We start from the raw sequence: 26,196 nt of genomic DNA, 5'->3' as shown, positions 1-26,196 counted from the left end.
CAGGAAGGCTTTGATTATTACAGAAAGCCGAAGTATTATTCAAATTAAACATGAATGATAATTCGGATTTCTGGAGTTCACTATGTCCGCAGGGCAGGTTTCCAAGCTGTTGGGCCACGCAGATTCTTATTATGCCGCCTCGGCGATGCCGATACGCGAATTTCCGCGCCTCGAAGAGGCTGTCGAGGCGGATGTTTGCGTGGTCGGGGCAGGCTACACCGGCCTTTCCGCGGCACTGCATCTGGCAGAGCAGGGCTATTCCGTAGTTCTGCTCGAAGGTGAGCGTGTAGGGTGGGGCGCTTCAGGGCGCAACGGCGGTCATGTGGGGGTCGGCCAGCGCAAGGGGCAGGATGACCTGGAGAAGATGGTGGGCAAGGAGATCGCCCAGACCCTCTGGCAGTATGGGCTGGAAGCCGTTGAGTTGGTGGAGTCCCTGATCAAGAAGCATGAGATACCGTGCGACCTGAAGCGCGGCATCATGCATCTCGCGGCCAAGCCCAGCCACAATGCCTGGCTGAAAGAGGAGGCTGATCACCTGCAGAAGGAATACGGATACGATCAGATTCGCTACATGCCCGAGGAAGAGGTGCGTGGACTGGTTGGTTCCGAGCGTTACCATGCTGGCGTGATCGACAGCGCCTCCCTGCACCTGCACCCGCTCAATTATGCGCTCGGCCTCGCCGCCGCAGCCGATAAGGCCGGGGTAAAGATCTTCGAGAACAGTCGCGTGACCGATTACCACGGCGGTGACAAGCCGGAGGTGCATACTGCACTCGGCAAGGTCAATGCCCGCTATGTGGTGATGGCCTGTAACGGCTATCTGGGCAAGCTAAAGGCGCCGTTTGCCGGCCACATGATGCCGATCAACAATTTCGTACTGGCGACCGAGCCGCTGTCTGATGAGCTGGCCCACGAACTGATCTCCAACGATCATGCGGTTCAGGATACGTTGTTTGTTATCAATTACTGGAAATTGTCCGGTGATAATCGCCTGATATTTGGCGGCGGTGAAAACTATACCTCGCGTTTCCCTCAGGATATCCGAGCATTTGTTCGGAAATATATGCTGCGTGTTTATCCGCAGCTGGAAAATACAAAAATCGATTTCGGCTGGGGCGGTACTTTGGCCATTACCCTGAACCGGATGCCGGATTACGGGCGCATTGATAAAAATATTTTTTATGCCCACGGCTATTCCGGGCACGGCGTCCCGAGTGCCACATTTGCCGGTAAGTTGATTGCTGAAGCAATTGCTGGTACTGCGGAAAAGTTTGATGTAATGTCCGCGCTTCCGACGAAATCGTTCCCAGGCGGCACGCTGTTACGCTGGCCAGGACTTGTAGCGGGTATGTTGTACTACGGGCTTCTGGATAAGCTCGGCAGGTAGGTGATATCAAGGATATTTCGAAGAATAGTTCGAATCATATTCGAAGTTTAATTCGATAGAGCATTAACACAGTCACCCGGCCGAGATGAATTTCCAGCGCTTATTGTTCATGGACGTGCAATGCGCAGTGAGGTTTGCTTGTTCAAGCCGGGTGTGGTGGTTACCCAAATAAACAATAAGCATCGAGGACCCAAAGATGTCTGTGCTCACTAAAAATGTTTTCCGCAAACGTGCGCTGGCCCTGGCCGTGTCCGGTGCGGCTGCAGTCACTGTCTCGTCTGTATCAGCAGCAGAGCTGGAAGAGGTGGTGGTAACATCGCAAATGCGTGCCGAGACCCTGAAGGACGTGCCAATGTCCGTCAGCGCATTTAGCGGTGATGAACTGAAAGCCGGCAACCGCACCGACTTCAAGGAACTGTTTTCCATTACCCCGGGTATCTCTGGTGAGACCCAGGATTCATTCTTTGATTCCGTTTCCGTCCGTGGTGTGAACAACAACGGCTTTGGCAGTGGTAGTGACCCGGCCATGGGTCTGTTCCTGGACGGCGTTTACCAGAGTCGCACCGGTGCCAACCCGACCATGTTCGACATGGAGCGCGTGGAAATCGTGAAAGGCCCGCAGGGTACCCTGTTCGGTCGTAACACTGCATCCGGCGCAATTGCCATGGTCAGCAACAAGCCTGGCGATACCTTTGCCGGGGACATCACCGTGGGCGCTGGCCAGTTCGGCCAGAAAAATTACGCACTGACTTACGACCTGCCGGCCACCGATAACCTGGCATTCCGCGTTGCTGCAATGCACGAGTCGCAGGACGGTCACATCAAGAACCTGGCTGGCGGCCGCGATCTGGGTGCGAGTGAAGTGACCGCTGCCCGCGTGACTTCCGTATGGGCTGGCGACGCCACCACTGTGACCCTGTTGACCCAGTACGAGGATCGCCTCGGGGATGGCACCGTCTACCGTGCCCTCGATACCGATGGCGACTGGGATGAGGTGTTCAATGACACCCAGGGCAAGGACGAGTCCGAAATTGCGGACGTCATCCTGACCATCGAGCGCGATCTCGAGGCAGCCACTTTAAGCTCCATCACCGGCTACAAGACCCACAACTATAGCTACGTTGAGGACTTCGACGGTACCGGTTTCGCCAACGATATCTACACCCGCGACCAGAGCGGTGAGTTCCTGAGCCAGGAATTCCGCCTGACCTCCACTGATGCCGGTCCGTTTACCTGGGTTGCCGGTGTGAGCTGGTACAGCGAAAAGCTGGACGCAGACTTCCAGGGTATCGCGAACGAAGATTCCCTGTGTGATGGCATTTTCACTGACGAGGGCATCATTGCTGAAACAGCTGTGTTCGAGACCTGTGAAGCGCTGTCCAATAACCTGGTTGCGGTGCTACCAGACTCCGGTTACGGCTCTACTTCCGAGGCGATGGATGATTTCTTCGGTACCGACCATGCCGGTGGCGACGTATTTGAGTACGCGACTGACAAGCTGTCTGTTGAAAATTCCCTGACCAAGGGCAAGTACACTGGCTGGGGCGTGTTCGGTAACTTCGGTTACGACCTGACCGAGAAGACCAACCTGGGCTTCGGTGTGCGCTACACAGAGGACACCAAGGACTACTCCGTGAACGCGGAGTGGCCGGAAAGCTGGACTGGTGGCTGGAACTACCAGGGTATGTTCACCGACGGCCCGATCAGCGGTGAAAAGACCTGGAGCAATGTCACTGGCCGGGTAACGCTGAATCACGACCTCAACGACGATGTCACTGTGTACGCCAGCGCGGCAACCGGTTACAAGTCCGGCGGTTTTGATTACCTGACCTACCTGGTTACTGACCCGGCCTTCGATGCGGACCCTGACGCGTGGATGGAAGAGTACGAGTGGACTGTTGATGCCTCCAACGCTGAGCCCAACAGCTTCGATGAGGAAACCGTCCTCTCCTACGAGATTGGCCTGAAGTCGCGCCTGCTGGATAACCGCCTTGCATTGAACGCAGCGGCCTTCAGCTACAACTACGAAGATCTGCAGCAGTCCTTCTTTATCGGCTCCGCAGCGGTAACCCGCAACGTCGGTGAAGTAGATGGCCGCGGCCTCGAGGTCGATGCACGCTGGCTGCTGACCGACAATCTGGACCTGTTCCTGGGCGCTGCCTGGCTGGATACCGAATTCTCCGGTGCACCGGCGGACCTGTGTGAGGACTGCGATGGCAACACCATGGCCTTCGCGCCGGAGTTTTCCGGTGCAGCAGCGCTGACCTACACCCGTGAGATCCGCTTTGGTGAGCTGGCGCTGTCTTCCGAGTACAGCTACACCGGCAAGCAGTACTCCGAGCTGGAGAATGTGGAAGAGGTGGCTCTGGATGCCCGCGGTGTGCTGAACCTGCGCGCCTCCGTGAGCGCCCTGGACGAGGCCTGGACAACCGGTATCTACGTTCAGAATGCGCTTGGCGAAGAGTACTACCACTGGGGCTACCCGGCGGCACTGTACAACCTGCCGGCCACCATGACCGACCCGGCCCGCGGCCGTGTTATCGGGGTGGACGTCAACTACCGCTTCTGATTCAGGGGCCTCCAGGCGAGGCGCTTCGCCAGAAACCGGTGCAAATTGGTCCTTGCGGGCCCGTTTGCGCCGGTTTTTTTGTATGCGGGTAGGAGTCGCGCCATCCTAGTGGTAGATTTAGACTCAAAGTGGCGATACCCGCTAAGGAACAGCAGTTTCATGGAGGCCGAAGCTTGACCACCAGTAAACAGGAAAAACGCAAGAATCAGCTTGCCCCAAGGCGCGCTCCGGTGCAGGCGAGGGCGCGTGAGCGGGCCCGCCAGATCCTGGAGGTCACTGCTCGCCTGCTGGACAAGGTTGGCCTGGATGATCTCACCACGATCCTGATTGCCAAGGAGCTTGGCATCTCAGTGGGCTCTCTGTACCACTATTTTCCCAACAAACACGCCATCCTGTATGCCCTCGCAGAAGACTGGCTTGCCAGCATGACAGCCGCGCTAGAGGAGGTCTCGGAATCCGCCCTCGAGGAGTGCACGCTCGATGAATTCGTCGAGGTTTTGCTGGATAAGCTTGCAAAGGTCTATCAGGAGCAGGAAGGTGTATTGCCCCTGGTGCAGGCCATGTGGGGTATTCCCGAGCTTTCCGAGATTGATGAGCGCCACGATCAGCTGGTCATCACCTACCTGTGCAAGATGTTCGAACGGCTTGGTTTCGCTTGCCCCCCCAATGAGAAGAGCCGGATTGCCCGGCTGATGCTCGAGACCATGCATACGGTGCTGGTAACAATAACGCAGCAACAGGGACACCGCGCCAGGCGTACACGCGAGGACCTGCACCGGATGTTGCTGGCTGTCATGGATGCCCGTCGAGCTGATGCAGCGCCGGACGGCCTCGATGATATTGAAGCGCCGTGAAGCCTTTTATTAATTCGATGGACGGGAACCACAATTGAGTAGCACCGCTGTAGACGCTCCGGGAAATAATCGTCTGGTTATTGCGATTTCTTCGCGAGCGTTGTTCGATCTCAACGACAGCCACCGGGTATTCGTGGAGCAGGGCGTAGAGGCTTTTTCTGAATATCAGAAGGCGCATGAAAACGATGTTCTGCGCAAGGGTGATGCTTTCCCGTTGGTGGAAAAACTGCTGCGTGTGAACGACCGATTCGGGGGCGAGCAGGCTGTAGAGGTCATTTTGTTATCACGCAATAGCGCCGACACCGGCCTGCGGGTATTCAATTCCATTGAGCATTACGGTCTCAAAATCACCCGTGCCGCTTTTTGCGGTGGCGCCAGCCCTTACCGATATGTAACGGCATTTGGTTGCCACCTGTTCCTCTCGACGGAAGGTGGGGATGTTCGCCATGCCCTGCAAAACGGCGTAGCCGCTGCAACCCTCGTAGCGGGGAGCCAGGGTAGTGCGGAAGACGACACGCTACGTTTCGCATTTGATGGCGACGCGGTAATTTTTTCCGATGAGTCCGAGAGAATTTACAAGCAGCACGGGCTCGCTGCGTTTGCAGAAAACGAGCGCGCCTCTGCGCAGCTGCCACTCGCCGGGGGCCCTTTCAAAGGTTTCCTGCACGCGCTGCACAACCTGCAGCGGGCACTGCCGGAAGATGCCTGTCCGATTCGCACAGCGCTGGTGACAGCGCGCTCCGCCCCTGCACATGAACGCGTTATTCGAACCCTCAGGGACTGGGATATCCGCATTGATGAATCGATATTCCTGGGTGGTATGCCCAAGGGGCCATTCCTGAAAGCCTATGGTGCCGACGTATTCTTTGATGACCAGCGTCAGCACTGCGACTCCGCTGCGGAACATGTCGCGACCGGTCACGTGCCCCACGGCGTCGCCAACGAGGAATAGCGTCGCCAACCGGGAGCAGGGGACATCCGCGTGCCTGTTCAGGTCCGCTGGTCATTCAGGACCGGCGGTTCTTTCAACAGCGCTGCTATGCTTTGTTTTATACGGGTTTTGCAATCCGCAAGTCATGCAAACGGTCAGTCGTTTCCATTCCCGTCCATAAGCCTTTTAGCCTTCGTACCGGGAGGGCGTTATGTTTTCACGCATTCTCTGTGCGACGGACCTGGGGCCGCAGTGGCCCTGTATGCTCGGTTACGCGCTGCAACTGGCGGAACAGGCGTCCCGCAAGGAGCGGGTCGTGCTGACGATCCTGCATGTGCTGGAGGGAGATCACTCCGATACCCGCGTCCGTGCAATTCTCCGAAGTGTCAAAGCCAACCCGGCCAGGGCCGTGGAACTCGCCGCCAGTATCCAGGCCGAAATTGAATGCGACCTGCCGGATCAGTGCGCGCCTGGTGAGCTCGGGAACATCGGGAATGTGGCAGTGCGGTGGGGGGAACCGACTGGAACGATCCTCGGCTTTGCGCAAGATGTCAGTGCAGATATGTTGGTGCTCGGCCAGCGCGGGCGCCGGGCGCAGCTATCCACCGGGTTGGGCTCTGTAGCAGCATCCGTACTCAGTAAAAGTCGCGTACCGGTTTTCGTCATGCCGGTGCCGACAGCACCTGCTTCATATGCGATCAATTCTCATTTCGGCAATCGCTCTATGGGCTGACCCAGCACCTGTCATCGAATAGAGGCACCGGGGTTGGCCAGCCAATAAAACTACTGCTATTCTCTTGCAGCATAAGCTATCTGTTTTTTATAACCCGAATAGAAATTTGCGCCCCGGGTGCCCGGGTTATTGGCGATCAATAACACCTAATAAGATTGCAGGAGAGGCCATGAAGCTGCAGCAGCTGCGGTATATATGGGAAGTCGCGCATCACGAACTGAACGTATCAGCCACGGCGCAAAGCCTTTATACATCACAGCCGGGTATCAGCAAGCAGATCCGCCTGCTGGAAGATGAGCTGGGTGTGGAAATTTTTGCGCGGAGCGGAAAACATCTGACAAGGGTTACGCCTGCCGGTGAAGCAATTCTGAAAACAGCTGGTGAGATTCTCCGAAAAGTTGAGAACATCAAGCAGGTCGCGCAGGAATTCAGCAACGATAAAAAGGGCAGCCTTTCCATAGCGACTACCCACACCCAGGCTCGTTACGCGCTGCCTGCAGTCATCCAGAAATTCATCGACAAATACCCGGATGTTTCCCTGCACATGCATCAGGGCACGCCGATGCAGATTTCGGAAATGGCCGCTGATGGCACCGTGGATTTTGCCATTGCCACCGAGGCACTGGAACTGTTCAGCGATCTGGTAATGATGCCGAGTTATCGCTGGAACCGCTGCGTGATCGTGCCAAAGGGGCACCCATTGTGCCAGGTATCCAAACTGAGCCTGGAGGATGTAGCCGAGTTCCCCATTGTCACCTATGTGTTTGGCTTTACCGGTCGCTCCAAGCTGGATGAAGCGTTTCTCGAGAAGGGGCTTGCCCCCAAAGTGGTCTTCACTGCCGCGGATGCGGATGTGATCAAGACCTATGTACGGCTGGGGCTTGGAATCGGAATCGTTGCGCGGATGGCCGTTGATGACGAACTGGACGACGATCTTGTCGCGCTCGATGCGAGCGAGCTGTTCGAGCCCAGCATTACCAAGATCGGTTTCCGAAAGGGTATCTTCCTGCGGGGCTTTATGTATGACTTTATCGAGTCTTTTGCGCCGCACCTGACAAGAGAACTGGTGGAGCAGGCGTCCCAGGCCAGTTCCCGTGGCGAGCTGGACGAGCTTTTCTCCAGTCTCGAGTTGCCGACCTACTGATCTATCCCCGCCCCAATACGAAAGAAGGCAGCCGGATGGCTGCCTTTCTTTTTTACCGATCAGTTCGATTTAGAACTTAAACTCGGTACCGATGCCAACGTACTGGCGATCTTCCAGCAAATCGAAGCTTTCGTCGGTCAGGTAAGCGTAAACCTTGGCCTTGGACGACATTTTGTAATCTGCACCCAGGCTGTAGGTCTTGCCGCCTTCTGCGACAATATCGGATTTGCCACCCTGTGCTTTCAGGGTCCAGGCATTTACCTTATACGCAAGTGAGGCCATATAACCGTCGTTGTCGGTCCCGGCCATATCGTCCTGCTCGTTTTCAACCAGTGCACCCAGCTGGAATGCGCCGATGTTGTACTGCGCAGCCAGGCGTGAAGCGGTAACGTCCAGGCCCTCTATATCGGTGTCCTGCGCGTACGCCACGTAGGCGTTTTCACCGGACCAGGTGACGGCCATAGAGTAGGCGTTGTCTACGTCGTCCTGTTCGGAGTTAACAACGTCCGCGATAAATTGGAGGCCGTAGTAATTCGGAGAAGTGTACTGGACACTGTTGCTCGGGCGGTTGTCGCTGTTGCTAATAACGCTCTTGATATCACCTTCGAGGTCGTTGAACAGGTCAACTTTCTTCTGTGCTTTCTTGAACGGCGTGTCGAACTTACCGGCGATCACCTGGCCGAAGTTGCCTTCGAGGCCGGCGAAGATATTGCGCTGGCTAAAAGTGTCGCTGTCATCGTACTCGACACCGAATTCCGCCTGGTAGACACCCTTGATACCGTTGTCCAGATCCAGGCTGCCCTTGACGCCGATGCGGGAAGCATTGGAAACCAGCTCGCTGAATGACTCGCCGTTCTCGTCGGTGGACTGCCAGGCAACATTTGCCTTGCCGTACAGGGTTGGCGCTGCGGATTCTTCCTGTGCGAATGCCGGAACTGCCGCTACGAGAGCCATGGAAAGAACTGTTTTTTTCATCACAATTTCTCTGTAGTTAAGTGCGTTGGACCCGTCCCGGGTACCTCTTCATTTTCGGGATGCGCGCATTCTTCCAAGCCAACATTTCAGGAATGTTACAGCGCAGTAAAAAAACTATTTCCGGCGGATAAATAGCTGGCCTGCCTGGTGCCTTAAGGTACCAAAATGGTGCTTTTCCGGCATCAGGCCCGGGCTAAAGAGGATATTTGGCTTGATGGCGCACGCTACTTGCGCTTTAACTCTTGTATTGGCGTAATGGCAGCAGAATAATCTGGCAGTACAGCGATGCAGTATAAGAATAACTGGTCACAAAAAGGTGGATAAAATGCCTCTGAGGCGTCTTCTGGTTTCAATCATTTTCACGGTTCTGTCTTGTAACAGCCACGCAACGGTGCTTTTACACAATATCGCGGGATACCACGTTTCGGATAAGGAGCTGCTGGAATTCACCGCAATTGCCTACGACGAGGGCGTGGTTCAGGCAACCGATAGTCTCACTGAATTAAAAAAGCGCTTCCCTCAGGCGAAGTTGCTGGACGGTGGCGGCCGTACTCTGATTCCCGGTCTGATTGACGCCCATGGCCATATGCTCGGGCTGGGCCGCCTCCAGCAACAGCTGGAACTGCGTGATCTCGGTCTGGATCAGACACTTGCGGCAATCCGGGCGCGCAGTGCTGAGCTGCAGCCCGGGCAATGGCTGCTTGGTCGGGGATGGAACCAGGTGGTGTGGCCGGGAAAGGAATTTCCCACTCGCCAGCAACTGGATGCGCTCGAGATCGATAACCCCGTATGGCTCAGCCGGATCGACGGGCATGCCGGCTGGGCAAACTCGCAGGCACTTGAGCTGGCAGGGATTACGCGTGACACCCGCTCTCCTGAAGGTGGCGAAATCATCCTTGACGAGCAGGGCGAACCCACCGGGGTGCTAATCGATAACGCCATGAACCTGATGGCAAACGCAATACCCGCACCCACGCTGGCGGACGACAAGGCCTCGCTGGAGGCGGCGTTCCGGATCGCACTTTCCCTCGGCCTTACTGGTGTGCACGATGCCGGCGTCGCGCGCCAGGGCCTGAAAGCCTATCGTGAACTGGCCGCAGAGAACCGGATCCCGCTACGCATGTATCCAATGGTAGCTATCGAGAGCAAGGATATCGAAGCGCTGCTGTCGGAGGGCTGGATTGGCCAGGCGGATGAACGCCTGTTTGTTCGCAGCATCAAACTTTCTGCGGACGGCGCGCTGGGCAGCCGCGGTGCCGCGCTCATCGAGCCTTATCACGATCGCCCCGATGAGCGAGGCCTGTTGCTGCACCCGGAAAAGGAAATGCTGGACTTGCTACGCCTTGCGACGGACAAGGCGTTCCAGGTCAATGTGCATGCCATCGGGGATCGCGCAAACCATATTGTACTCAACCACCTCGAAACCTTGCACAAATCCAAAGATCAGAAACCCTTCAGGCACCGCGTCGAGCATGCCCAGGTATTGAAGCCTGCCGATATCCCGCGCTTCCCCCGGCTCGACCTGATTGCCTCCATGCAGCCCACGCATGCGACCAGTGATATGAATATGGCTGCGGATCGTGTCGGTGAGCAACGTCTCGAAGGTGCCTATGCGTGGCGTAAGTTCCTGGAGCAGGGCACCCGTATTGCCGGTGGCTCGGATTTTCCGGTAGAGCCGGTAAATCCCCTCTACGGCATACACGCGGCGGTGACCCGCCAGAACCGTGCCAATCAGCCGAACGGAGGCTGGCGCATGAAAGATGCGATGACCCGCGAAGAGGCGCTCCGTGCATTCACTCTGGATGCCGCTTACGCATCACATCAGGAGTCGGTTATCGGCAACTTGATGCCAGGAAAATATGCCGATTTTGTGTTGCTGGACCGGGATATATTCAAGGTTCCCGCAGAGCAAATCTGGGAGGCACGGGTACTGGAAACCTGGGTCGAGGGTGAGCGCGTCTATCAGGCGCAAGATTAGAAAGCCCAAGATTAGAAATACTCATCATCGCCCCCGGACTGGACCTGTAAAATTCGCCATATTTTGCAGGTCCAGGTGGCATGGAAGCAGCGCGGGGGGACGCGCCCCGCGGGGGCGCGCCGAGAAAACTCTATTTCGTCTTTTTCTGCCTGGGGCTTTCCCTGGCGGCGCTACTGCCGGATATTCCGGATTTCATTCATCGGTTGCGTCCGCTGCTGCTCGCGCTAGCCCTGTTGCCTGCGCTGTACGCCCTGCTCATAAGAGCTTCCAATACCGTGTCGTCGTCGCGCCTGTTACACGGTGGTGGCCTGATCGCAGCACTGCTGGTCGGTTTTGTGCTCTCATCCGGAGACCTCGCACAGCGTGTGTCGGCACGCCTGCCGGCCGCACATCACGGCAATGACCTCCATTTCACATTCGAGATTACTTCTGTTGTCGCCATGGATGCGCCGGATCCGGTCTTCACGGCACGGGTTGTTGTACCTGATGCCGGCAGAATACTGAGTACCGGAGACAGGATTCGTCTTGCGTGGTACCGCATTGAGCAGGAAAACCGACAGCTGTTGCGAGCCGGTAACGTCCTGCAGGCGACCGTCCGCCTGAAGCCACCCCGGGGAACCGTGAACCCGGGCGTGTTTGACTATGACGGCTGGTTACTGCGCAAAAATATCGTGGCTACCGGCTACATTCGTACGAAAGAATTCACTCCCCGGAAGGGCCAGGGCCCGGACTCCATATCGCGCCAGCTGAACGTCCTGCGACAGGATGTTTATGAATGGATCAGCGGCCCGAATAATGCAGCGCTCGAGAGATCCGGCCTGATTGCCGCGCTGCTGCTGGGTATCAGGGACAATGTTCCTGAGGATGCGACGGCTCTGCTGAGGCGCACCGGAACCAGCCATTTACTGGCGATCTCCGGCATGCATATCGGCCTCGTAGCAGGACTTGCCTGGTTTGTGGCGGGCATGCCCGGGAGATTACTGGCGGTGTTGCCATGCGGCCCCAGTCGCGGCCACTGGCTAGCCGGGTTCTCCGCGATCAGTGCAGCGGGTGCCTATGCCTTGCTGGCTGGGGCGCCGTTATCGGCCCAGCGAGCCTGGCTTATGGCCAGCATGGGAGTGCTCTTCCTGATGAGCCGGCGCCGTACGGATGGCTGGAGCGCATTCTGGTTTGCGGCATGCGTGGTATTACTGCTGGAGCCGTTGTCTGTTTTCGACCCCGGTTTCTGGCTGTCATTTTGTGCCGTTGCCATCTTGCTCGCACGTTTCGCCGGCAGGCGCGCGCCCGCCGGAACAGGCCAGGGTGCAGATCGAGGCGCAGGAGCCCACAATCGTTTGCTGACTGCCAGTTTGCAACTGCTTCGTGCGCAATGGGCGATTGGCCTGGGCCTTCTGCCGCTTTCCCTGATGTATTTTTCCGGTATCAGTACGTCGGGGTTTGTGGCAAATCTGTTCGCGATACCCCTGGTGTCCCTGTTGATTATGCCGATGCTGTTCCTCTCGGTAGTGACTGCGGCGCTGCCGTTCGCGTGGGTAGAGTTCGCCGCGGCCCGATGCCTTGCCGTCACGGATTCCCTGTTGGGTTTTCTGATGGCAGGCCTTCGGCAGGTCGACAGCCTGGCAGGCAATCTAAGCACGGGCTGGATGGCGGTGCCGGAGGACCTTCTTGGTCTCCCGGTGGTCCTGTGCGGACTGACTGCAGTTGCCGTACTCGGCTTTCTCCCGCCGCGCTTTCCGGCAAAGCCCGCAATCTCTGTTATGGCCCTGGGTCTCCTTTGCTGGTTGTTGGTGGACCGACCTGTGCGCGAGGGGTTGCAGCTTGACGTGCTGGATGTGGGGCAGGGACTCGCCATGGTTATCCGCACTGCGGGTAAAACCCTGGTATGGGATACTGGCGTGCGCTTTCCGGGTGGCTTCAATTCTGCCGAAGCGGTGATCGAACCGTTTCTCCGGCATCAGGGCGTTCGCACAATCGATCTGCTTGTTGTCAGCCATGACGACAGTGATCATGCGGGCGGTAGCGATTACCTGCTCCGGGCCTTTCCGGTAACAAAACTTCTGGCCCCGGGCGGGCTCGCCGCAAAGTATGCCCGCCGCTACCCGGGACTGGCTGTAGGGGCCTGCCACAGCAGTGCGCCCAACTTGGGCTATGGCAGCCTGTCGATTGAGTGGCTGTGGCCAGCGTCCGTTGATTCGCCAGGCACCGATAATGCCCACAGTTGTGTGGGGCTGCTGCAATACCGTTCAGCGGAAATCCTGTTGCCGGGGGATATCGACCGGGACGTGGAGCTGAAGCTGGGCGGGCTTGGGGAGGTTGATCTGCTGGTGGCCGCGCACCACGGGTCGCGCTACTCGAGCTCCTGGGGCTTGCTGCAGAAAACTCGACCTCGGTATACGGTTTACAGTGCTGGATACCGACACCGTTTCCGCCACCCGCACCCAAACAGCGTCGAGCGTGCCCGGGCAGTGGGGAGTTCGGTGTACAGTACTGCGCTGTCAGGTGCTTTGAGCTTCAACTGGCACCCCGATGGCATGCTGGAGGTGGAGGAGGCGCGTCGGTCACAGAAGCGTTTCTGGTACACACTTCACAGCCTTTAATTGCTACCCCGGATGTCATGACAATCCTCTTAGCTGGCGCCTAAAGCTGTGGTAGAGTGTTCGGTCTCCGAAGTAGGGAGCTATAAAAGTGCTAGAAATAATAAAATCCGGCGGCTGGTTGATGCTGCCAATCCTGCTTTGCTCGGTCGCGGTGATTGCAATCACGATCGAGCGCCTCTGGACCCTGAATCCCGCCAAGATCGCGCCACGCCCACTGCTCGGCGAGGTCTGGGGCTGGATAAAAAACAATCAGCTGGATGCCGGCAAACTGAAAAGTATGCGCGACACCAGCCATCTCGGCCGCATCTTTGCCGCTGGCCTGTCCAATTCAAAACACGGCCGCGATGTCATGAAAGACAGCATCGAGGAAGCCGCATCCCAGGTCGTACACGAGCTGGAGCGATTCCTTGGCGCACTGGGCACCATCGCCGCAGTAGCCCCGTTGATCGGCCTGCTCGGTACGGTGCTGGGTATGATCCAGGTGTTCACCGCGATCATGGTTGAAGGCACGGGCAATGCTGGCGTACTGGCCGGGGGTATCTCCCAGGCGCTGGTGACCACTGCCGCAGGCCTGACCGTTGCAATTCCCGCCATGATGGCGCACCGCTACTTCCAGCGCCGGGTCGACGACCTGGTGGTTACCATGGAACAGGAAGCGGTCAAGCTTGTGGACGTACTGCACAGCGAGCGCCGGATCGACATGATTGCGGCGAAGTAGGGGGCGCGGTGAAGTTTCGACGCCAGTCCCGGGACCAGGAAGGGGTCAACCTGACGCCACTGATTGATGTGGTGTTCCTGCTATTGATCTTCTTTATGGTTTCCACCACCTTTACTAAGGAAACACACCTGCAGCTCGACCTGCCTGAAGCAGACGGCCCGCAGGCCTCTACCGAGTCGCAGGTGCTGGAAATCGTGATTGCCGCAGATGGATCTTACGCCATCGACGGTCGCAGCCTGGTCAACAAGCAGCTGGATACCGTCAAGAAGGCGCTTTCTGAAGTCGCGGCAGGTGAGTACAATCGTCCGCTTGTAATCACGGCCGACGCCAAGGCGGAGCACCAGTCGGTGGTCCGGGCGATGGATGCAGCCGGTCAGCTGGGCTTTGTCCAGCTGAGCATCACGACTAGACAGCCAGAAAACTGAGTTCCAGCTGATTGCCGGCAATACAGGCAAGGATTGCCGGCGTTCAGCAGTTCCCCGGCAGGGAAGCGGAAGGCGCCCCCATTTTTATGGATAAATCTCCAGTCAGCTCAAGCCCAAGCGGTGCCAGTACTTATCGGCGTCTGCTGGGCTACGCGCGGCCCTACTGGGCAATCTTTCTCGTTGCCATTCTCGGTTTCCTGCTGTTCTCCACAATGCAGGTCAGCCTGATCGCGGTCACGGAGCTGCTTCTCGATACTGTTGGCGCCGCCGGCATCAGCAGCGAGGAAGGGTTTCTCTCCAGGTACATCGCCGTCTTCTTTGAGGGGGGGGTTATTCCCCGGGATACCGCGCGGTGGCTGATCCCCTCGATCATGGTGATGATTGCTGTATTCCGGGGCATCGGTAACTTCGCCGGCAGCTACGGCCTCGCCTATGTTTCACGTTCGGTCATTCACGACCTGCGCACAGAGTTGTTTACCTACATCGGGAGACTCCCCAGCAGCTTTTACGACCGTTATACCGGCGCACACCTGATTTCAAAGATTTCCTATAACGTCGAACAGATTACCAGTGCCATTACCAAGGCGGTAAAAGTACTGATCCGGGAATCTTTCTTTACCATCGGATTGCTGGCTTACCTGCTGATGGTGAACTGGAAGCTTACGCTGACGTTCTTCCTTTTTGCACCGATTATCGCGCTGATTGTTAACGTGGTTGGCAAGCGCTTCCGGAAATTGAGCCATCGTATCCAGAACAGCATGGGAGATGTGACGCACGTAACCCAGGAAGCGATCAACGGTTACCAGGTTGTGCGGATGTACGGCGGCCAGGCATACGAAAACAAGCGCTTCGAGCAGGCCAGCAACAACAATCGCAGACAATTTATGAAGCTGGTCGTTGCCGATAACGCCAGCGTATCTGTTATCCAGATTCTGGTGAGCCTCGCCATTGCCATTATCGTTTGGCTCGCGCTGGCGCCGGGTATTGTTGAGGCCATGACCCCCGGCCTGTTTGCCTCGTTTATTGGCGCCGCAGCTTCGCTGGCAAAGCCGATTCGCAGCCTTTCCGAGGTCTACGCGGAGATCCAGAAGGGCATCGCTGCTGCGGAAAGTGTTTTCGATATCTTTGATGAACCCATGGAAAAGGCCGGCGGTGACATTGAAGCGGGGCGCCTCACCGGCAAGGTGGAAATACAATCGCTCACATTCAGATATGAGTCAGAGGGCGAGCCGGTATTGAGGGATGTCGACCTGAAGGTGAACGCCGGTGAAACGATTGCACTGGTCGGCGCCTCAGGTTCCGGGAAATCGACTCTGGCGGGTTTACTCGCGCGTTTCTATGAGCCCGATGCTGGTCGTATCCTGGTGGACGGCAAGGACATCAGTCGTATGCCGGTGAAGGATTATCGCCGCAATATCAGCCTGGTCTCGCAGAATGTGATCCTGTTTAACGACACAGTACGCAGGAACATTGCCTACGGCGAATTGTGTGATGCCAGTGATGAGGCGGTAGAGAATGCAGCGCGCCTCGCGCATGCGGACCGGTTTATTGAGGCATTGCCGGACGGTTACCGGACTGAGCTGGGCGATAACGGACAGTTGCTGTCTGGCGGCCAGCGTCAGCGCCTTGCCATTGCGCGGGCGCTCCTCAAGGATTCGCCAATCCTGATTCTGGATGAAGCGACTTCCGCTCTGGATAATGAATCAGAGCGCCACATACAGGCGGCGCTGGATGAGGTGATGAAAGGGCGCACAACCTTTGTGATTGCCCATCGCCTCAGCACCATCGAAAAAGCGGATCGCATCCTGGTCATGGAGCAGGGCGCCATTGTCGAATCCGGTACCCATACAGAGCTGCTGGAAAAGGGCGGGCGCTATGCTGCCTTGCACCAGCAGCAGAGCCATTGAACGGAAGCATGCCACGGTGTCACTAGAGAGCTGGATCAACAGGCAGTGGTATGAGAGCAAAAGTGGCGTTCGCTGGATGACGCCGCTCGCCGCGCTATATCGCAAGGTAGTGAACAAGAAGCGCGCACAGTATCTGGAGAACCCGCCCCTGCCATTGCGGGTGCCGGTGGTTGTGGTTGGGAACCTCACTGCCGGGGGCGCAGGCAAGACACCGCTGGTGGCGGAAATTACCCGACAGTTGCAGGCCCGTGGACACCGCCCGGCAATCATCAGCAGGGGCTACGGCGGCAAGGCGCCGAGTTACCCTTATGCCGTTACAGAGCAATCCCACCCGCTGGAATCCGGTGATGAACCGCTACTCCTCCGGGTCGTTACCAGTGCGCCGGTGTACGTGGACCCCGAGCGGGCTCGCGCGGCGGAAGCGGCCATCGCGCACAGTCAGTGCGATGTTCTGGTCGCCGATGACGGCCTGCAACATTACGGCCTGTGGCGTTCGGTTGAGGTTTGTGTTGTCGATGGCAGTCGCGGTTTCGGGAATGGCAAGCTGATTCCCCAGGGACCGTTGCGGGAACCACTGGAGCGCCTGGACAGCGTCGACTTCATTGTGGTCAATGGTGCCCCGGAAGCCTCAGTCGCTGCGCAGCTCAGTGGCAGGGAAACCCACGAAATGCATGTCGCGCCGGCGCGCTGGCATCAGTTCAGGCTCGACCGGGAAAGTGACATCGAGATTGAAGAGGGCCCACGCCCCGGGCGCTGTCATGTGGTTGCGGGCATCGCGAACCCCGGGCGGGTTTTCCGTACGGTAGAGCAGATGGGCTTCGAGGTAATACCCCATCCGTTTGACGATCACCATGAATTCACCGCCAACGACCTGAAGTTCGGCGACGACTACCCTGTAATTATGACAATGAAAGATGCGGTGAAGTGCCGTGCTTTCTGGCAGCCGCACTGGTGGGCGCTGGAGATCAAGGCGGAATTGCCGGATGCCCTGCTGGAGGAATTGATGGCCGCCATTGGGATTACGAAAGAAAGCGATGAGCAATAACCAGTTTGATGTAATTATCCCGGCGCGTTTCAGCTCCACGCGTCTGCCGGGCAAACCGCTTGCGGATATAGCCGGCAAGCCGATGATCCAGCGTGTGTACGAACAGGCCGGCAAGAGCGCGGCGCGCTCTGTCATCGTTGCAACCGATGACGCGCGTGTGGAAGAAGCTGTAAAAGCATTTGGTGGTGAGGTCTGCCTGACATCGCCGGATCACGCATCCGGCACGGACCGGCTGCAGGAGGTTGTACAACAGCTGGGCCTGGCACCCGAGGCAATCGTCGTAAATGTGCAAGGTGATGAACCCTTCATCCCGCCACAGGTAATCAACCAGGTGGCTGCCAACCTTGCCGCCAACCCCACTGCGAGTGTGGCAACACTGGCTGAGGAAATACTGCATACAGAGGACTTCATCAACCCGAATGTGGTGAAGGTGGTCTGTGATCGGCATGGCATGGCCAGGTATTTCTCACGGGCGCCGGTACCCTGGCCGCGCGATGCATTTGCGGTCGAGCATGCACTCATGCCAGCGGGATTGCACCCGAGGCGACATATCGGCATCTATGCCTACCGCGTCGCACTCCTGAACCGCTTTGTTACCTGGGACATGGCCCCCATCGAGAAAATGGAAGCCCTGGAGCAGCTGCGCGTTCTTTATGAAGGTGAGCAGATCCATGTGGACGATGCCTGCGCGGAAGTGCCCGGCGGTGTTGACACCCAGGCGGACCTGGAGATGGCACGCAACCTGATCAGTGCCGGCGAGGCACCATAACGCATGCCATTTTTGGTCCAGGAAAATGTGAACCTCGCGCCGCTGAACACCATGGCGGTGCCCGCGAGGGCGCGCTGGTTCGTCCGGGCGACAGACCTGGAGTCCCTGTCCGAGGCACTGGCCTTTGCACACCAGCGCGATTTGCCGCTGCTTGTCCTGGGTGGCGGCAGTAATATGCTGCTATGCGAGGATTTCCCCGGGCTGGTCGTACAGGTTGCCAACGCAGGCGTGAAGCAGGTGCGGGATGCCTCCGGCTGGCGGGTAACCGCATCCGCCGGTGAAAACTGGCACAGCCTGGTGATGGAGACTGTCGAGGCTGGTATCGGTGGCCTGGAAAATCTGGCGTTGATTCCCGGTAATATCGGCGCGGCCCCCATCCAGAACATAGGCGCCTACGGCGTTGAGCTGGAGTCGGTTTTCAGCTCCCTGCGCGCGATGGAAGTAAGGACCGGTGAAATGGTGACCTTCTCGCGCAATGATTGCGACTTTGGTTATCGCGATAGCGTCTTCAAAAACGCTGCGCGTGATCGCTATATCATCACTGAAGTCGAAATGCATTTGCCGGATCAGTGGGTGCCGCGGCTCGGTTACCCCGCACTGCAGGAAGCCGTTAGCGGTGTTGCAGAGGATATTTCCCCTGCAGCCGTGGCGCAGGCGGTTATCAAGGTCCGCCAGAGCAAGCTGCCGGACCCTGCCACCTTGCCAAATAGCGGCAGTTTCTTCAAAAACCCGGTGGTGTCGGACACTAAGTACAGGGCCCTGAAAGAATCCTGGCCGGATCTTGTCGCCTACCAGCAGGAAAACGGCTGGAAGCTTGCCGCGGGCTGGCTGATCGACCGGGCCGGATGGCGTGGTCGCCGGCGCGACGGGGTAGGTGTGCACGAGGCGCAGGCGCTGGTGCTGGTTAACCCGGGGCATGCTCCCGGGGCAGAAGTTGCGGCGCTTGCTGCAGAAGTGGCCGCAGATATCGATGCGCGCTTTGGCGTGAGGCTGGAGCCGGAACCGCGGTTTTATCCCGAACAGCCGTGGATGAAGTAGCTTTTGGCGATGCCATCAGTGGTCTGGCGGCATGTCATGAGGGGGCGACCACGCCGGGCCTGAGCCCCGGTAAGGCCCTCTATATCCCGCACTGGGTTTCGCCCCATGAAGCCGGGGTGCTGCTCCATGCCCTGTTGCAATCCCATCTGCAGCCCGGTGCATCTGGTCCTGAGTGGAGTCAGCCCGAGCTCCGCCTGTTTGGCAAGTCCCACCCAATCCCCAGGCTGCATGCGTTTGTGGGCGATCAGGGCGTCAGTTACCGATGGTCCGGGTTGGTCCAGCGCGCACAGCCCTGGCCGGCAGCGCTGGTTCCGCTTCGTAGCAGGCTTCAGGCAGCCGGATTCCAGTTCAATGCTGTGCTCCTGAACCTCTACCGGGACGGTGTAGATAGCATGGGGCTGCATGCGGATAACGAGCCGGAGCTGGGCGCATCTCCGGTTGTGGCCACCGTCAGCCTTGGTGCGGCCAGGCCACTGCGTTTCCGGCCAAACCCCTCAGCTTCAGGCGCCGGGCGAACGGCCGACGGTAGCCGTTATCTCGACCTGGATCTGGATCATGGGTCACTGCTGCTCACCTCCGGGCTGGTGCAGCAGGCCTGGAAGCATGAGTTGCCACGGCGCAAGAGGGTGGGGGATCCGCGGATAAGCCTGACTTTTCGATATATCTGCCAGTAGGGGTCAGAGCGCCAGCTCTGACCCCTTTAATCCGAGCCCTGGGGGTCAGAGCTAGTGCTCTGACCCTTGCAAATCGATTCCGGGGGTCAGAGCCTTGGCTCTGACCCCACTAATCCGACCCAATGTCACATATTTGGCATAAACCTCGCGTATTTCTGTGACTAGGCAGAGTACCTATTGTTTGGTATGTTTCTGAGAGGGCTCTGAAATGGATCTCCGCTGGCTGCTTACGCCGGCGGGTTTGGGCTGTAGTAAGAAAAATCAGAAAAGCATTCCATTGAACGGGTCGGGTGAATTGTGATTAATGTACTGGTAGTCGACGATCACGACTTGGTAAGAACCGGTATCGTGCGCATGCTTGCGGATATCCCGGATATCGATGTCGTGGCCGAGGCAAAAAGCGGCGAAGAAGCGCTCGATAGAGCGAGGGACCACGAGCCGCACGTCATCCTTATGGATGTGAAGATGCCGGGCATGGGCGGCCTTGAGGCTACCCGTAAGCTCCTGTTGCGCAACCCTGAATGCCGCGTTGTCGCGGTCAGCGCGCTTGAAGACGACCTTTACCCTGGCCGCCTGATGGGCGCCGGCGCCAAGGGGTACGTCACCAAGGGCGCAGATATCGATGAAATTGCCACGGCAATTCGCACTGTATTCAAGGGCGAAATCTACCTGAGCGCACAGATCGCCAAACGTATCGCCTTGCGGGTCATACCGGGCCATGCGCCAAAATCCTCACCATTCGACAGTTTGTCGGAGCGTGAGCTGCAGACGGCCATGATGATCGTGAACAGCCACAAGGTGGCCGAGATTGCCGATACGCTTTCGGTGAGCCCCAAAACCGTCAATAGTTATCGCTACCGCATTTTTGAAAAGCTCGACATCAGCAGTGATGTCGAACTCACGCTACTGGCCATCAAGCACCAGCTACTGGATCCGGAATCCGTCGTCTAGGTGCTGTAGGTATGCCGAGGTTCTGTTGAGCAAACCGGAAGCCGCGCCTGATGCCGAATCCGGTGCGTTCAACTACAAGCGATTCCTGCAGACGGTTACGCGCAAGCCCGGTGTCTACCAGATGTTCGACGCTGAAGGGCGGATCCTTTACGTCGGTAAGGCCAAGAACCTGAGGGCGCGCCTCTCCAGTTACTTCCGGGCCAGTGGTCTCACCACAAAGACCATGGCGCTGGTCCAGCGCATCGTCAATATCGAAGTCACTGTCACGCGCAGCGAGACGGAAGCGCTGATTCTCGAGCAAAGTCTGATCAAGTCCCAGCGGCCACCCTATAACGTGCTGCTGAAAGATGACAAAGGCTACCCCTACATATTTGTCTCCACCGCGGATGCGTACCCCAGAATCGCGTTCCATCGCGGCGCCAAGAAACTCAAGGGTATGTATTTCGGGCCATACCCGAACGCCTCCTCGGTGCGTGACAGCCTGAACTTCCTCCAGAAGACTTTCCGTATCCGACAGTGTGAAGACAGTGTCTTCCAGAATCGGTCACGGCCCTGCCTGCAATATCAGATCCAGCGTTGTAGCGGCCCCTGTGTCAACCTGATATCTCCGGAGGAGTACGCGGAAGACGTGCGCCACACCGAGATGTTCCTGAAGGGCAAAGGCAATGCGGTGATCACGGAACTGGCCGATGAGATGGAAGCCGCTTCCGCCGCCCTCGATTTTGAGCGTGCGGCCATTTTGCGGGACCAGATTGCGGCGTTGCGCCGGCTGCAGGCTGATCAGGTAGCTGAGGGTACCAGCGGTAATGTGGACGTGCTGGGTATTTCCACGAGTGCGGGCATTACCTGCGTGCACGTACTGTTTATCCGGCAGGGACGAATCCTGGGTAGTCGCAGCTATTACCCAACTGAAAAACTGGGCATCGACGAAGTGCAGCTGCTGTCCGCATTCGTGCCGCAGTTTTATCTCGCCGGTGACAGGGAAATACCGCGCGAGGTGCTCTGTGCTGCGCCGGTTGAAGATACCGAGCTACTTGAAGGCGCGCTGGCGGAAAAGTCAGGTCACGAGGTACGCCTGCGTCACAACCTGCGCGGTCATCGATCCACCTGGGTGGAGATGGCCAGCCAGGCTGCGGACCAGAACCTGCAGAGCCGCGTTGCCACTCGCAAGAAGTTGCTGGACCGTTTCCTGGATCTGCAGAAGGTCCTCAACCTTGAAGAGCTGCCGGACAGACTCGAATGTTTTGATATCAGCCACAGCGCCGGTGAGGAGACAGTGGCCTCCTGCGTAGTGTTCGATACTGGCGGTGCGGTGAAATCAGATTACCGGCGCTTCAATATCAAGGACATTACTCCGGGCGATGATTTCGCGGCCATGGCGCAGGCACTGAAACGGCGCTATACGCGCCTGCAGAAAGGCGAGGGCAAGTTTCCCGGTGTACTGTTGATTGACGGCGGCAAGGGCCAGGTTTCCCAGGCGGTCTCGGTGCTGGGTGAGCTGGGTGTTGTCGGGGTGCAGATTGTGGGTGTGGCGAAAGGGACCACCCGCAAAGCCGGATTCGAAACACTGCATATTGTCGACGAAGGGCGCGAGACCGTGCTCTCTGCCGATTCGCCCGCACTCCACCTGATTCAACAGGTTAGGGATGAGGCGCACCGATTTGCAATAACAGGCCACAAACAGCGCCGGGACAAAAAGCGAAAACGCTCAACACTGGAGGATATTCCGGGCGTCGGACCCAAACGACGGAAGGAATTGCTGCGTCAATTTGGCGGGCTCCAGGAATTGCAGCGTGCCACCGTCAGCGAGTTGGCCCAGGTGCCCGGGATTAGCAGGAAATTGGCAGAAGATATTTACAGCGCGCTGCACAATCAGTAACTTAGCGGCAGCCACATAGCGCGCCGCCACCCGGGTTTGAATCGGGCGGCCACTACCGAGCAAAGCAGGACTTTAGGATGAAGAATTTGAATCTGGCCAATATGATCACCCTGGGGCGTATTGTGCTGATTCCTGTCTTCGTGATCGTCTTTTACCTGCCGTACGGCTGGAGTTATTTCGCGTCCGCTGTCATTTTCGCAGCGGCAGGCGCGACCGACTGGCTCGACGGTTATATTGCCCGCAAATACAACCAGAGCACGCCTTTCGGGGCCTTCCTGGACCCTGTTGCCGACAAATTGATGGTAGCCACCGCGCTGGTGCTGCTCGTCGGCGTCATCAATAACGTCTGGTTCACAATTCCCGCAGCGGTGATCATCGGTCGGGAGATTGTCATTTCAGCATTGCGCGAATGGATGGCGGAGCTGGGAGAGCGCGCCAGCGTTGCGGTTTCAATTATTGGGAAGCTCAAGACGACCGCGCAGATCGTTTCGATTATCGTATTGCTGGCCTTCGATTTTGACCTCTACCCCTGGGCAGAGACGCTCGGCTACGTATTGCTGTATATCGCAGCGATCCTCACTATCTGGTCCATGTTCGCCTATCTGAAAGCGGCCTGGCCAATGCTGAACCCCAACGCCAAGCTCTGAGCCTATCGTCCGCACCGCCTGTACCGTCTGTACAGGCCGCGTGCCCGCGTCTACATTTACCCGGCCTGAATGGATTCAGGTGCTGTTCCGTAACCAATACCAAACGCACGGAAGCCCATGAAGCCTTGTACCTATCCTATTGCGCTGATCGCTCTGGCGTTTTTGCTTGCCGGCTGCGCGGCAACGCCCCTCGATGGCCAGATAAAACCTGAGCGCCCCGACCACTATCTGGTGGTGTACGGGAAGAACTCCTGTGGTGCCACCACGGGCCTGATGGCGGCACTGGACAAGCAGGGCGTTGACTACGAGTACCGCAATATCAGCGACGAAGCTAACGCGGCCATGCTGTTTCAGCGCATGGCCAATGCCCGTTTTGCCGGCAGTCGGGTCGATATGCCAATTGTTGAGACCGATGGCAGAATCCGCAGCAGACCAACGATGGCCTGGGTGCTGGAGGGAGATGGTGACAGCGGGAAATAGCGGTGTGTCGCGGATTGGCGCGAAAAATTCAGGGTTGATTATCCGGGGCGGTTAATAGCCGGGTAATAATTGGTGCCCGGGGCCGGACTCGAACCGGCACGCTCTAACGAGCGGGAGATTTTAAGTCTCCTGTGTCTACCAATTTCACCACCCGGGCGCAGGTGCTTCCGGTAGCAGAACCAGAAGAGGGGGAGATGGAGGCACCGACCGGAATCGAACCGATGTCACGCGAGTTGCAGTCGCGGGCATAACCACTCTGCCACGGTGCCTTCAGGTGCGGGATTCTACCTAAGAAGCGGAAAAAATCCCAGAAAATCCTGCACTTAGGTGAACACCGTCGCGCAGGGAAGTTGCGTATTCTAGGCACGCGACATAATTAGTCAAGCGTAGATTTCCAGAAACGTGCGTCTAAAATACGCGACTGATCAATTCAGAAGCGATTCGATATGACCCCGGAACGATATGCCCGAATACGCCAGGTGCTTTCCTGGCGCCAGCCTGACCTTACTGTCATTACCGATGGTGTCCACAAGACCCAGAACCTCTCCGCGGTTATCCGCACCTGCGATGCGGCCGGGGTCGATGAAATCCACTGTGTGCGGCCTGACACCGGCTTCCGTACCCACCGGGGAACCATGGGCAGCCACAAGTGGGTCAACACGCGTCTGTATGACGACATCGGGACGCCCGTCACCCAGCTCAAGGAGCGGGGGTTTCACGTGGTGGCGGCGCACCTCTCGGATAAGGCGGTCGATTTCAAATCGTTTGACTACACCCAGCCAACCGCGGTGCTACTGGGTGGGGAACTGGAGGGGGTCAGTGATGAGGCCGATCGCCTGGTCGACAGCCACGTGATTATCCCGATCATGGGCATGGTGGAGTCGTTCAACGTTTCCGTTGCGTGCGCTTTGATCCTGATGGAGGCGCAGCGCCAGCGCTGGGAGAAGGGACTCTACGACGAGAATCAGCCGCGCCTGCCAAAGGAGCGCTTTGACTACCTGATGTTCCGGGGCTGTCAGCCCGTGGTTGCGCGTTACTGCGATATGCGGGGGCTCGAGTATCCGCCCCTGGACGATGAGGGGGAGATCGTCGATGGGGTGGGCTGGAGCAGGCGGGTCGGCGCACGCTGAGCCCGCTACCCGGGCTCTGGTTATAACTAGCGCCAATAAAAGTCAGTTGGTTATCCCAAATTGATCTAACAATGTGGTTTGCGCCACTGGCATTTTGCGAATGGTGGCTAATACTTGAAGTAACCGGCCGGTCGCAACACTGGCCAACGGGGTCGAGTCACCCCGAAACGGCTGCAGTGTTTCTCAGCCCTCTCGAATCACTCCTAATGGTCTTGGCCCTGACGCTCTCCCCCCCGTCGTCAGGGTTTTTTTTTGGCTGCCCAAAACTACCCAGAACGACCCAAAAATCCAACGACCGGACACAAAAAAAGCCTGCAGAATCTGCAGGCTTTCTTGAAATTGGTCGGGTATGCAGGATTTGAACCTGCGACCCCTTCGTCCCGAACGAAGTGCGCTACCAGGCTGCGCTAATACCCGAAAGTTCGTCAGTGCTTTGACGGGCGGGAATTATAACGATCTTTTCCGCTGTGTAAACCGCTCAAAACAAAGAAAACTGTAAAAATTTTAATGGCTTATGGAAGCCGTCGCACCAGTCCTTCCTGTGCCGTTGAGGCCACCAGAATACCGTCGCGAGTGAAAAACTGGCCGCGATTGAAGCCTCTGGCACCAATCGCAGTGGGGCTGTCGGTTTCGTACAGTAACCAGTCATCCGCGCGGAAATTCCGGTGGAACCACATGGCGTGGTCAAGGCTTGCCGCCATCATCTTCGGGTCGAACAGGGTGATCGGATGTGGCTGCAGGCTGGTGCCCAGCAGGCCCATATCCGACGCGTAGGAGAGGGCGCAGCGATGTTCTACCGGGTCGTCCGAGAAAGAGCCCAGGCAGCGCAGCCAGAAGTAGCACTTGGGCTCACGCGTGTTGGGCGCGAAGTAGCTGTTCGGGTCCACCGGGCGGAAATCCACCATAAAACGGCGCTGGTCGTTCTGTTTGGTCGCGAGACCGGCCTGCTCCAGCACCTCCTGGGTGTTTTTCAGGGATTCGGGATCCGGCAGGCCCCTGACCATCTCGGACTGGTGCTCAAAACCCTGTTCTTCCACCTGGAAGGAAACAGACATGTTGAAAATGGCGCGGCCCTTCTGCCGTGCCACCACCCGTCGTGTGGTAAAGCTGCCGCCATCGCGAATGGGATCGACATCGTAGATGACCGGCATTTCGCTGCTTCCCGGCCTGAGGAAGTACGCATGTAGCGAATGTGGTAATCGTTGGACTACAGTTCTAGTAGCGGCCATTAAAGCCTGCCCAAGTACTTGCCCGCCAAACAGGGTTTTGCGGTGGTTCTCGACATGTTGCTGGCTTCGGAAGAGGTTCGAATCGAGTTGCTCAACGTCCAAGAGCTTGATCAACTTTTCCAACATGCGCGATACT

General features: G+C 57.7%; 22 protein-coding genes and 3 tRNA genes. 20 read left to right on the top strand and 5 right to left on the bottom strand.

Annotation, left to right across the window (positions count from 1 at the left end; translation table 11 throughout):
• Window positions 1-82 precede the first annotated feature (82 nt).
• The 6 genes from QSJ80_RS12925 to cysB all read left to right on the top strand — a co-directional run bounded on the left by QSJ80_RS12925 (window position 83) and on the right by cysB (window position 7,618).
• Window positions 83-1,387, top strand: a complete 1,305-nt coding sequence (locus QSJ80_RS12925) for an NAD(P)/FAD-dependent oxidoreductase (RefSeq protein WP_285764878.1) — start codon at window positions 83-85, stop codon at window positions 1,385-1,387.
• 196 nt (window positions 1,388-1,583) lie between these two features.
• Window positions 1,584-3,956, top strand: coding sequence for a TonB-dependent receptor (locus QSJ80_RS12920; RefSeq protein ID WP_285764877.1), 2,373 nt, complete (start codon window positions 1,584-1,586; stop codon window positions 3,954-3,956).
• A gap of 173 nt (window positions 3,957-4,129) precedes the next feature.
• The gene (locus tag QSJ80_RS12915) at window positions 4,130-4,810 is read left to right on the top strand and encodes a TetR/AcrR family transcriptional regulator (RefSeq protein ID WP_285764876.1); all 681 of its coding nucleotides are present in this window, start codon (window positions 4,130-4,132) and stop codon (window positions 4,808-4,810) included.
• 34 nt (window positions 4,811-4,844) lie between these two features.
• On the top strand, window positions 4,845-5,762 hold the full coding sequence (locus tag QSJ80_RS12910) for a 5'-nucleotidase (RefSeq protein ID WP_285764875.1): 918 nt from the start codon (window positions 4,845-4,847) through the stop codon (window positions 5,760-5,762).
• A gap of 190 nt (window positions 5,763-5,952) precedes the next feature.
• Complete coding sequence (locus tag QSJ80_RS12905; protein WP_285764874.1) at window positions 5,953-6,474, top strand: universal stress protein; 522 nt, start codon at window positions 5,953-5,955, stop codon at window positions 6,472-6,474.
• A 169-nt stretch (window positions 6,475-6,643) separates the two neighbouring features.
• On the top strand, window positions 6,644-7,618 hold the full coding sequence (gene cysB, locus QSJ80_RS12900; RefSeq protein ID WP_285764873.1) for an HTH-type transcriptional regulator CysB: 975 nt from the start codon (window positions 6,644-6,646) through the stop codon (window positions 7,616-7,618).
• 69 nt (window positions 7,619-7,687) lie between these two features.
• On the opposite strand, the gene QSJ80_RS12895 is transcribed toward cysB, so the two are convergent.
• Window positions 7,688-8,593 carry a porin gene (locus QSJ80_RS12895; RefSeq protein ID WP_285764872.1) on the bottom strand — a complete coding sequence of 302 codons (906 nt, stop codon included), beginning with the start codon at window positions 8,591-8,593 and terminating at the stop codon, window positions 7,688-7,690.
• Window positions 8,594-8,918: 325 nt separating this feature from the next.
• Here QSJ80_RS12895 and QSJ80_RS12890 point away from each other — a divergent pair, with 325 nt between their 5' ends.
• The 13 genes from QSJ80_RS12890 (at window position 8,919) to QSJ80_RS12830 (ending at window position 23,701) form a co-directional block, all read left to right on the top strand.
• Window positions 8,919-10,571, top strand: a complete 1,653-nt coding sequence (locus QSJ80_RS12890; protein WP_285764871.1) for an amidohydrolase — start codon at window positions 8,919-8,921, stop codon at window positions 10,569-10,571.
• Window positions 10,572-10,651: 80 nt separating this feature from the next.
• Window positions 10,652-13,168 (top strand): DNA internalization-related competence protein ComEC/Rec2, encoded by a 2,517-nt coding sequence (locus QSJ80_RS12885; RefSeq protein WP_285764870.1) that lies wholly within the window; start codon window positions 10,652-10,654, stop codon window positions 13,166-13,168.
• A gap of 88 nt (window positions 13,169-13,256) precedes the next feature.
• Window positions 13,257-13,886: a MotA/TolQ/ExbB proton channel family protein gene (locus QSJ80_RS12880; RefSeq protein WP_285764869.1), complete on the top strand. Its 630-nt coding sequence runs from the start codon at window positions 13,257-13,259 to the stop codon at window positions 13,884-13,886.
• Between the two features lie 8 nt (window positions 13,887-13,894).
• On the top strand, window positions 13,895-14,311 hold the full coding sequence (locus tag QSJ80_RS12875; RefSeq protein WP_285764868.1) for an ExbD/TolR family protein: 417 nt from the start codon (window positions 13,895-13,897) through the stop codon (window positions 14,309-14,311).
• Between the two features lie 86 nt (window positions 14,312-14,397).
• Window positions 14,398-16,218: a lipid A export permease/ATP-binding protein MsbA gene (gene msbA / locus QSJ80_RS12870; RefSeq protein ID WP_285764867.1), complete on the top strand. Its 1,821-nt coding sequence runs from the start codon at window positions 14,398-14,400 to the stop codon at window positions 16,216-16,218.
• A 16-nt stretch (window positions 16,219-16,234) separates the two neighbouring features.
• Window positions 16,235-17,263 (top strand): tetraacyldisaccharide 4'-kinase, encoded by a 1,029-nt coding sequence (gene lpxK / locus QSJ80_RS12865; protein WP_285764866.1) that lies wholly within the window; start codon window positions 16,235-16,237, stop codon window positions 17,261-17,263.
• Window positions 17,253-18,032, top strand: a complete 780-nt coding sequence (gene kdsB, locus QSJ80_RS12860; RefSeq protein ID WP_285764865.1) for a 3-deoxy-manno-octulosonate cytidylyltransferase — start codon at window positions 17,253-17,255, stop codon at window positions 18,030-18,032. The genes lpxK and kdsB overlap by 11 nt, the downstream gene beginning before the upstream one ends.
• 3 nt (window positions 18,033-18,035) lie before the next feature.
• Window positions 18,036-19,070 (top strand): UDP-N-acetylmuramate dehydrogenase, encoded by a 1,035-nt coding sequence (gene murB, locus QSJ80_RS12855; RefSeq protein ID WP_285764864.1) that lies wholly within the window; start codon window positions 18,036-18,038, stop codon window positions 19,068-19,070.
• The gene (locus tag QSJ80_RS12850; RefSeq protein WP_285764863.1) at window positions 19,058-19,744 is read left to right on the top strand and encodes an alpha-ketoglutarate-dependent dioxygenase AlkB family protein; all 687 of its coding nucleotides are present in this window, start codon (window positions 19,058-19,060) and stop codon (window positions 19,742-19,744) included. Before murB ends, QSJ80_RS12850 begins: the two co-directional genes overlap by 13 nt.
• 297 nt (window positions 19,745-20,041) lie before the next feature.
• Window positions 20,042-20,695: a response regulator gene (locus tag QSJ80_RS12845; protein WP_285764862.1), complete on the top strand. Its 654-nt coding sequence runs from the start codon at window positions 20,042-20,044 to the stop codon at window positions 20,693-20,695.
• Between the two features lie 121 nt (window positions 20,696-20,816).
• Window positions 20,817-22,574 carry an excinuclease ABC subunit UvrC gene (gene uvrC / locus QSJ80_RS12840; protein WP_434219184.1) on the top strand — a complete coding sequence of 586 codons (1,758 nt, stop codon included), beginning with the start codon at window positions 20,817-20,819 and terminating at the stop codon, window positions 22,572-22,574.
• 86 nt (window positions 22,575-22,660) lie between these two features.
• Entirely contained in the window at window positions 22,661-23,221 is a 561-nt protein-coding gene (gene pgsA / locus QSJ80_RS12835; RefSeq protein WP_285764939.1) for a CDP-diacylglycerol--glycerol-3-phosphate 3-phosphatidyltransferase, read from the top strand.
• A gap of 117 nt (window positions 23,222-23,338) precedes the next feature.
• Window positions 23,339-23,701 carry a glutaredoxin family protein gene (locus QSJ80_RS12830; protein ID WP_285764860.1) on the top strand — a complete coding sequence of 121 codons (363 nt, stop codon included), beginning with the start codon at window positions 23,339-23,341 and terminating at the stop codon, window positions 23,699-23,701.
• A 70-nt stretch (window positions 23,702-23,771) separates the two neighbouring features.
• Here the strand turns inward: QSJ80_RS12830 and QSJ80_RS12825 are convergent.
• Together QSJ80_RS12825 and QSJ80_RS12820 are read right to left on the bottom strand one after the other, a co-directional pair.
• A tRNA-Leu gene (locus tag QSJ80_RS12825) sits at window positions 23,772-23,858 on the bottom strand.
• Between the two features lie 38 nt (window positions 23,859-23,896).
• Window positions 23,897-23,970: transfer RNA gene (locus tag QSJ80_RS12820), tRNA-Cys, on the bottom strand.
• A gap of 177 nt (window positions 23,971-24,147) precedes the next feature.
• Here QSJ80_RS12820 and trmH point away from each other — a divergent pair.
• On the top strand, window positions 24,148-24,831 hold the full coding sequence (trmH, locus tag QSJ80_RS12815; RefSeq protein WP_285764859.1) for a tRNA (guanosine(18)-2'-O)-methyltransferase TrmH: 684 nt from the start codon (window positions 24,148-24,150) through the stop codon (window positions 24,829-24,831).
• Window positions 24,832-25,171: 340 nt separating this feature from the next.
• Here trmH and QSJ80_RS12810 read toward each other — a convergent pair.
• Window positions 25,172-25,248 (bottom strand) — tRNA-Pro (locus QSJ80_RS12810).
• A gap of 95 nt (window positions 25,249-25,343) precedes the next feature.
• Window positions 25,344-26,186 (bottom strand): acyl-CoA thioesterase, encoded by an 843-nt coding sequence (locus QSJ80_RS12805; RefSeq protein WP_285764858.1) that lies wholly within the window; start codon window positions 26,184-26,186, stop codon window positions 25,344-25,346.
• Window positions 26,187-26,196: the final 10 nt, after the last annotated feature.

Source organism: Biformimicrobium ophioploci, assembly GCF_030270605.1.
Classification (GTDB): domain Bacteria; phylum Pseudomonadota; class Gammaproteobacteria; order Pseudomonadales; family Cellvibrionaceae; genus Biformimicrobium; species Biformimicrobium ophioploci.
Note: the sequence above shows the minus strand (reverse complement) of the source record. Positions and strands in the feature narration are given on the sequence as shown.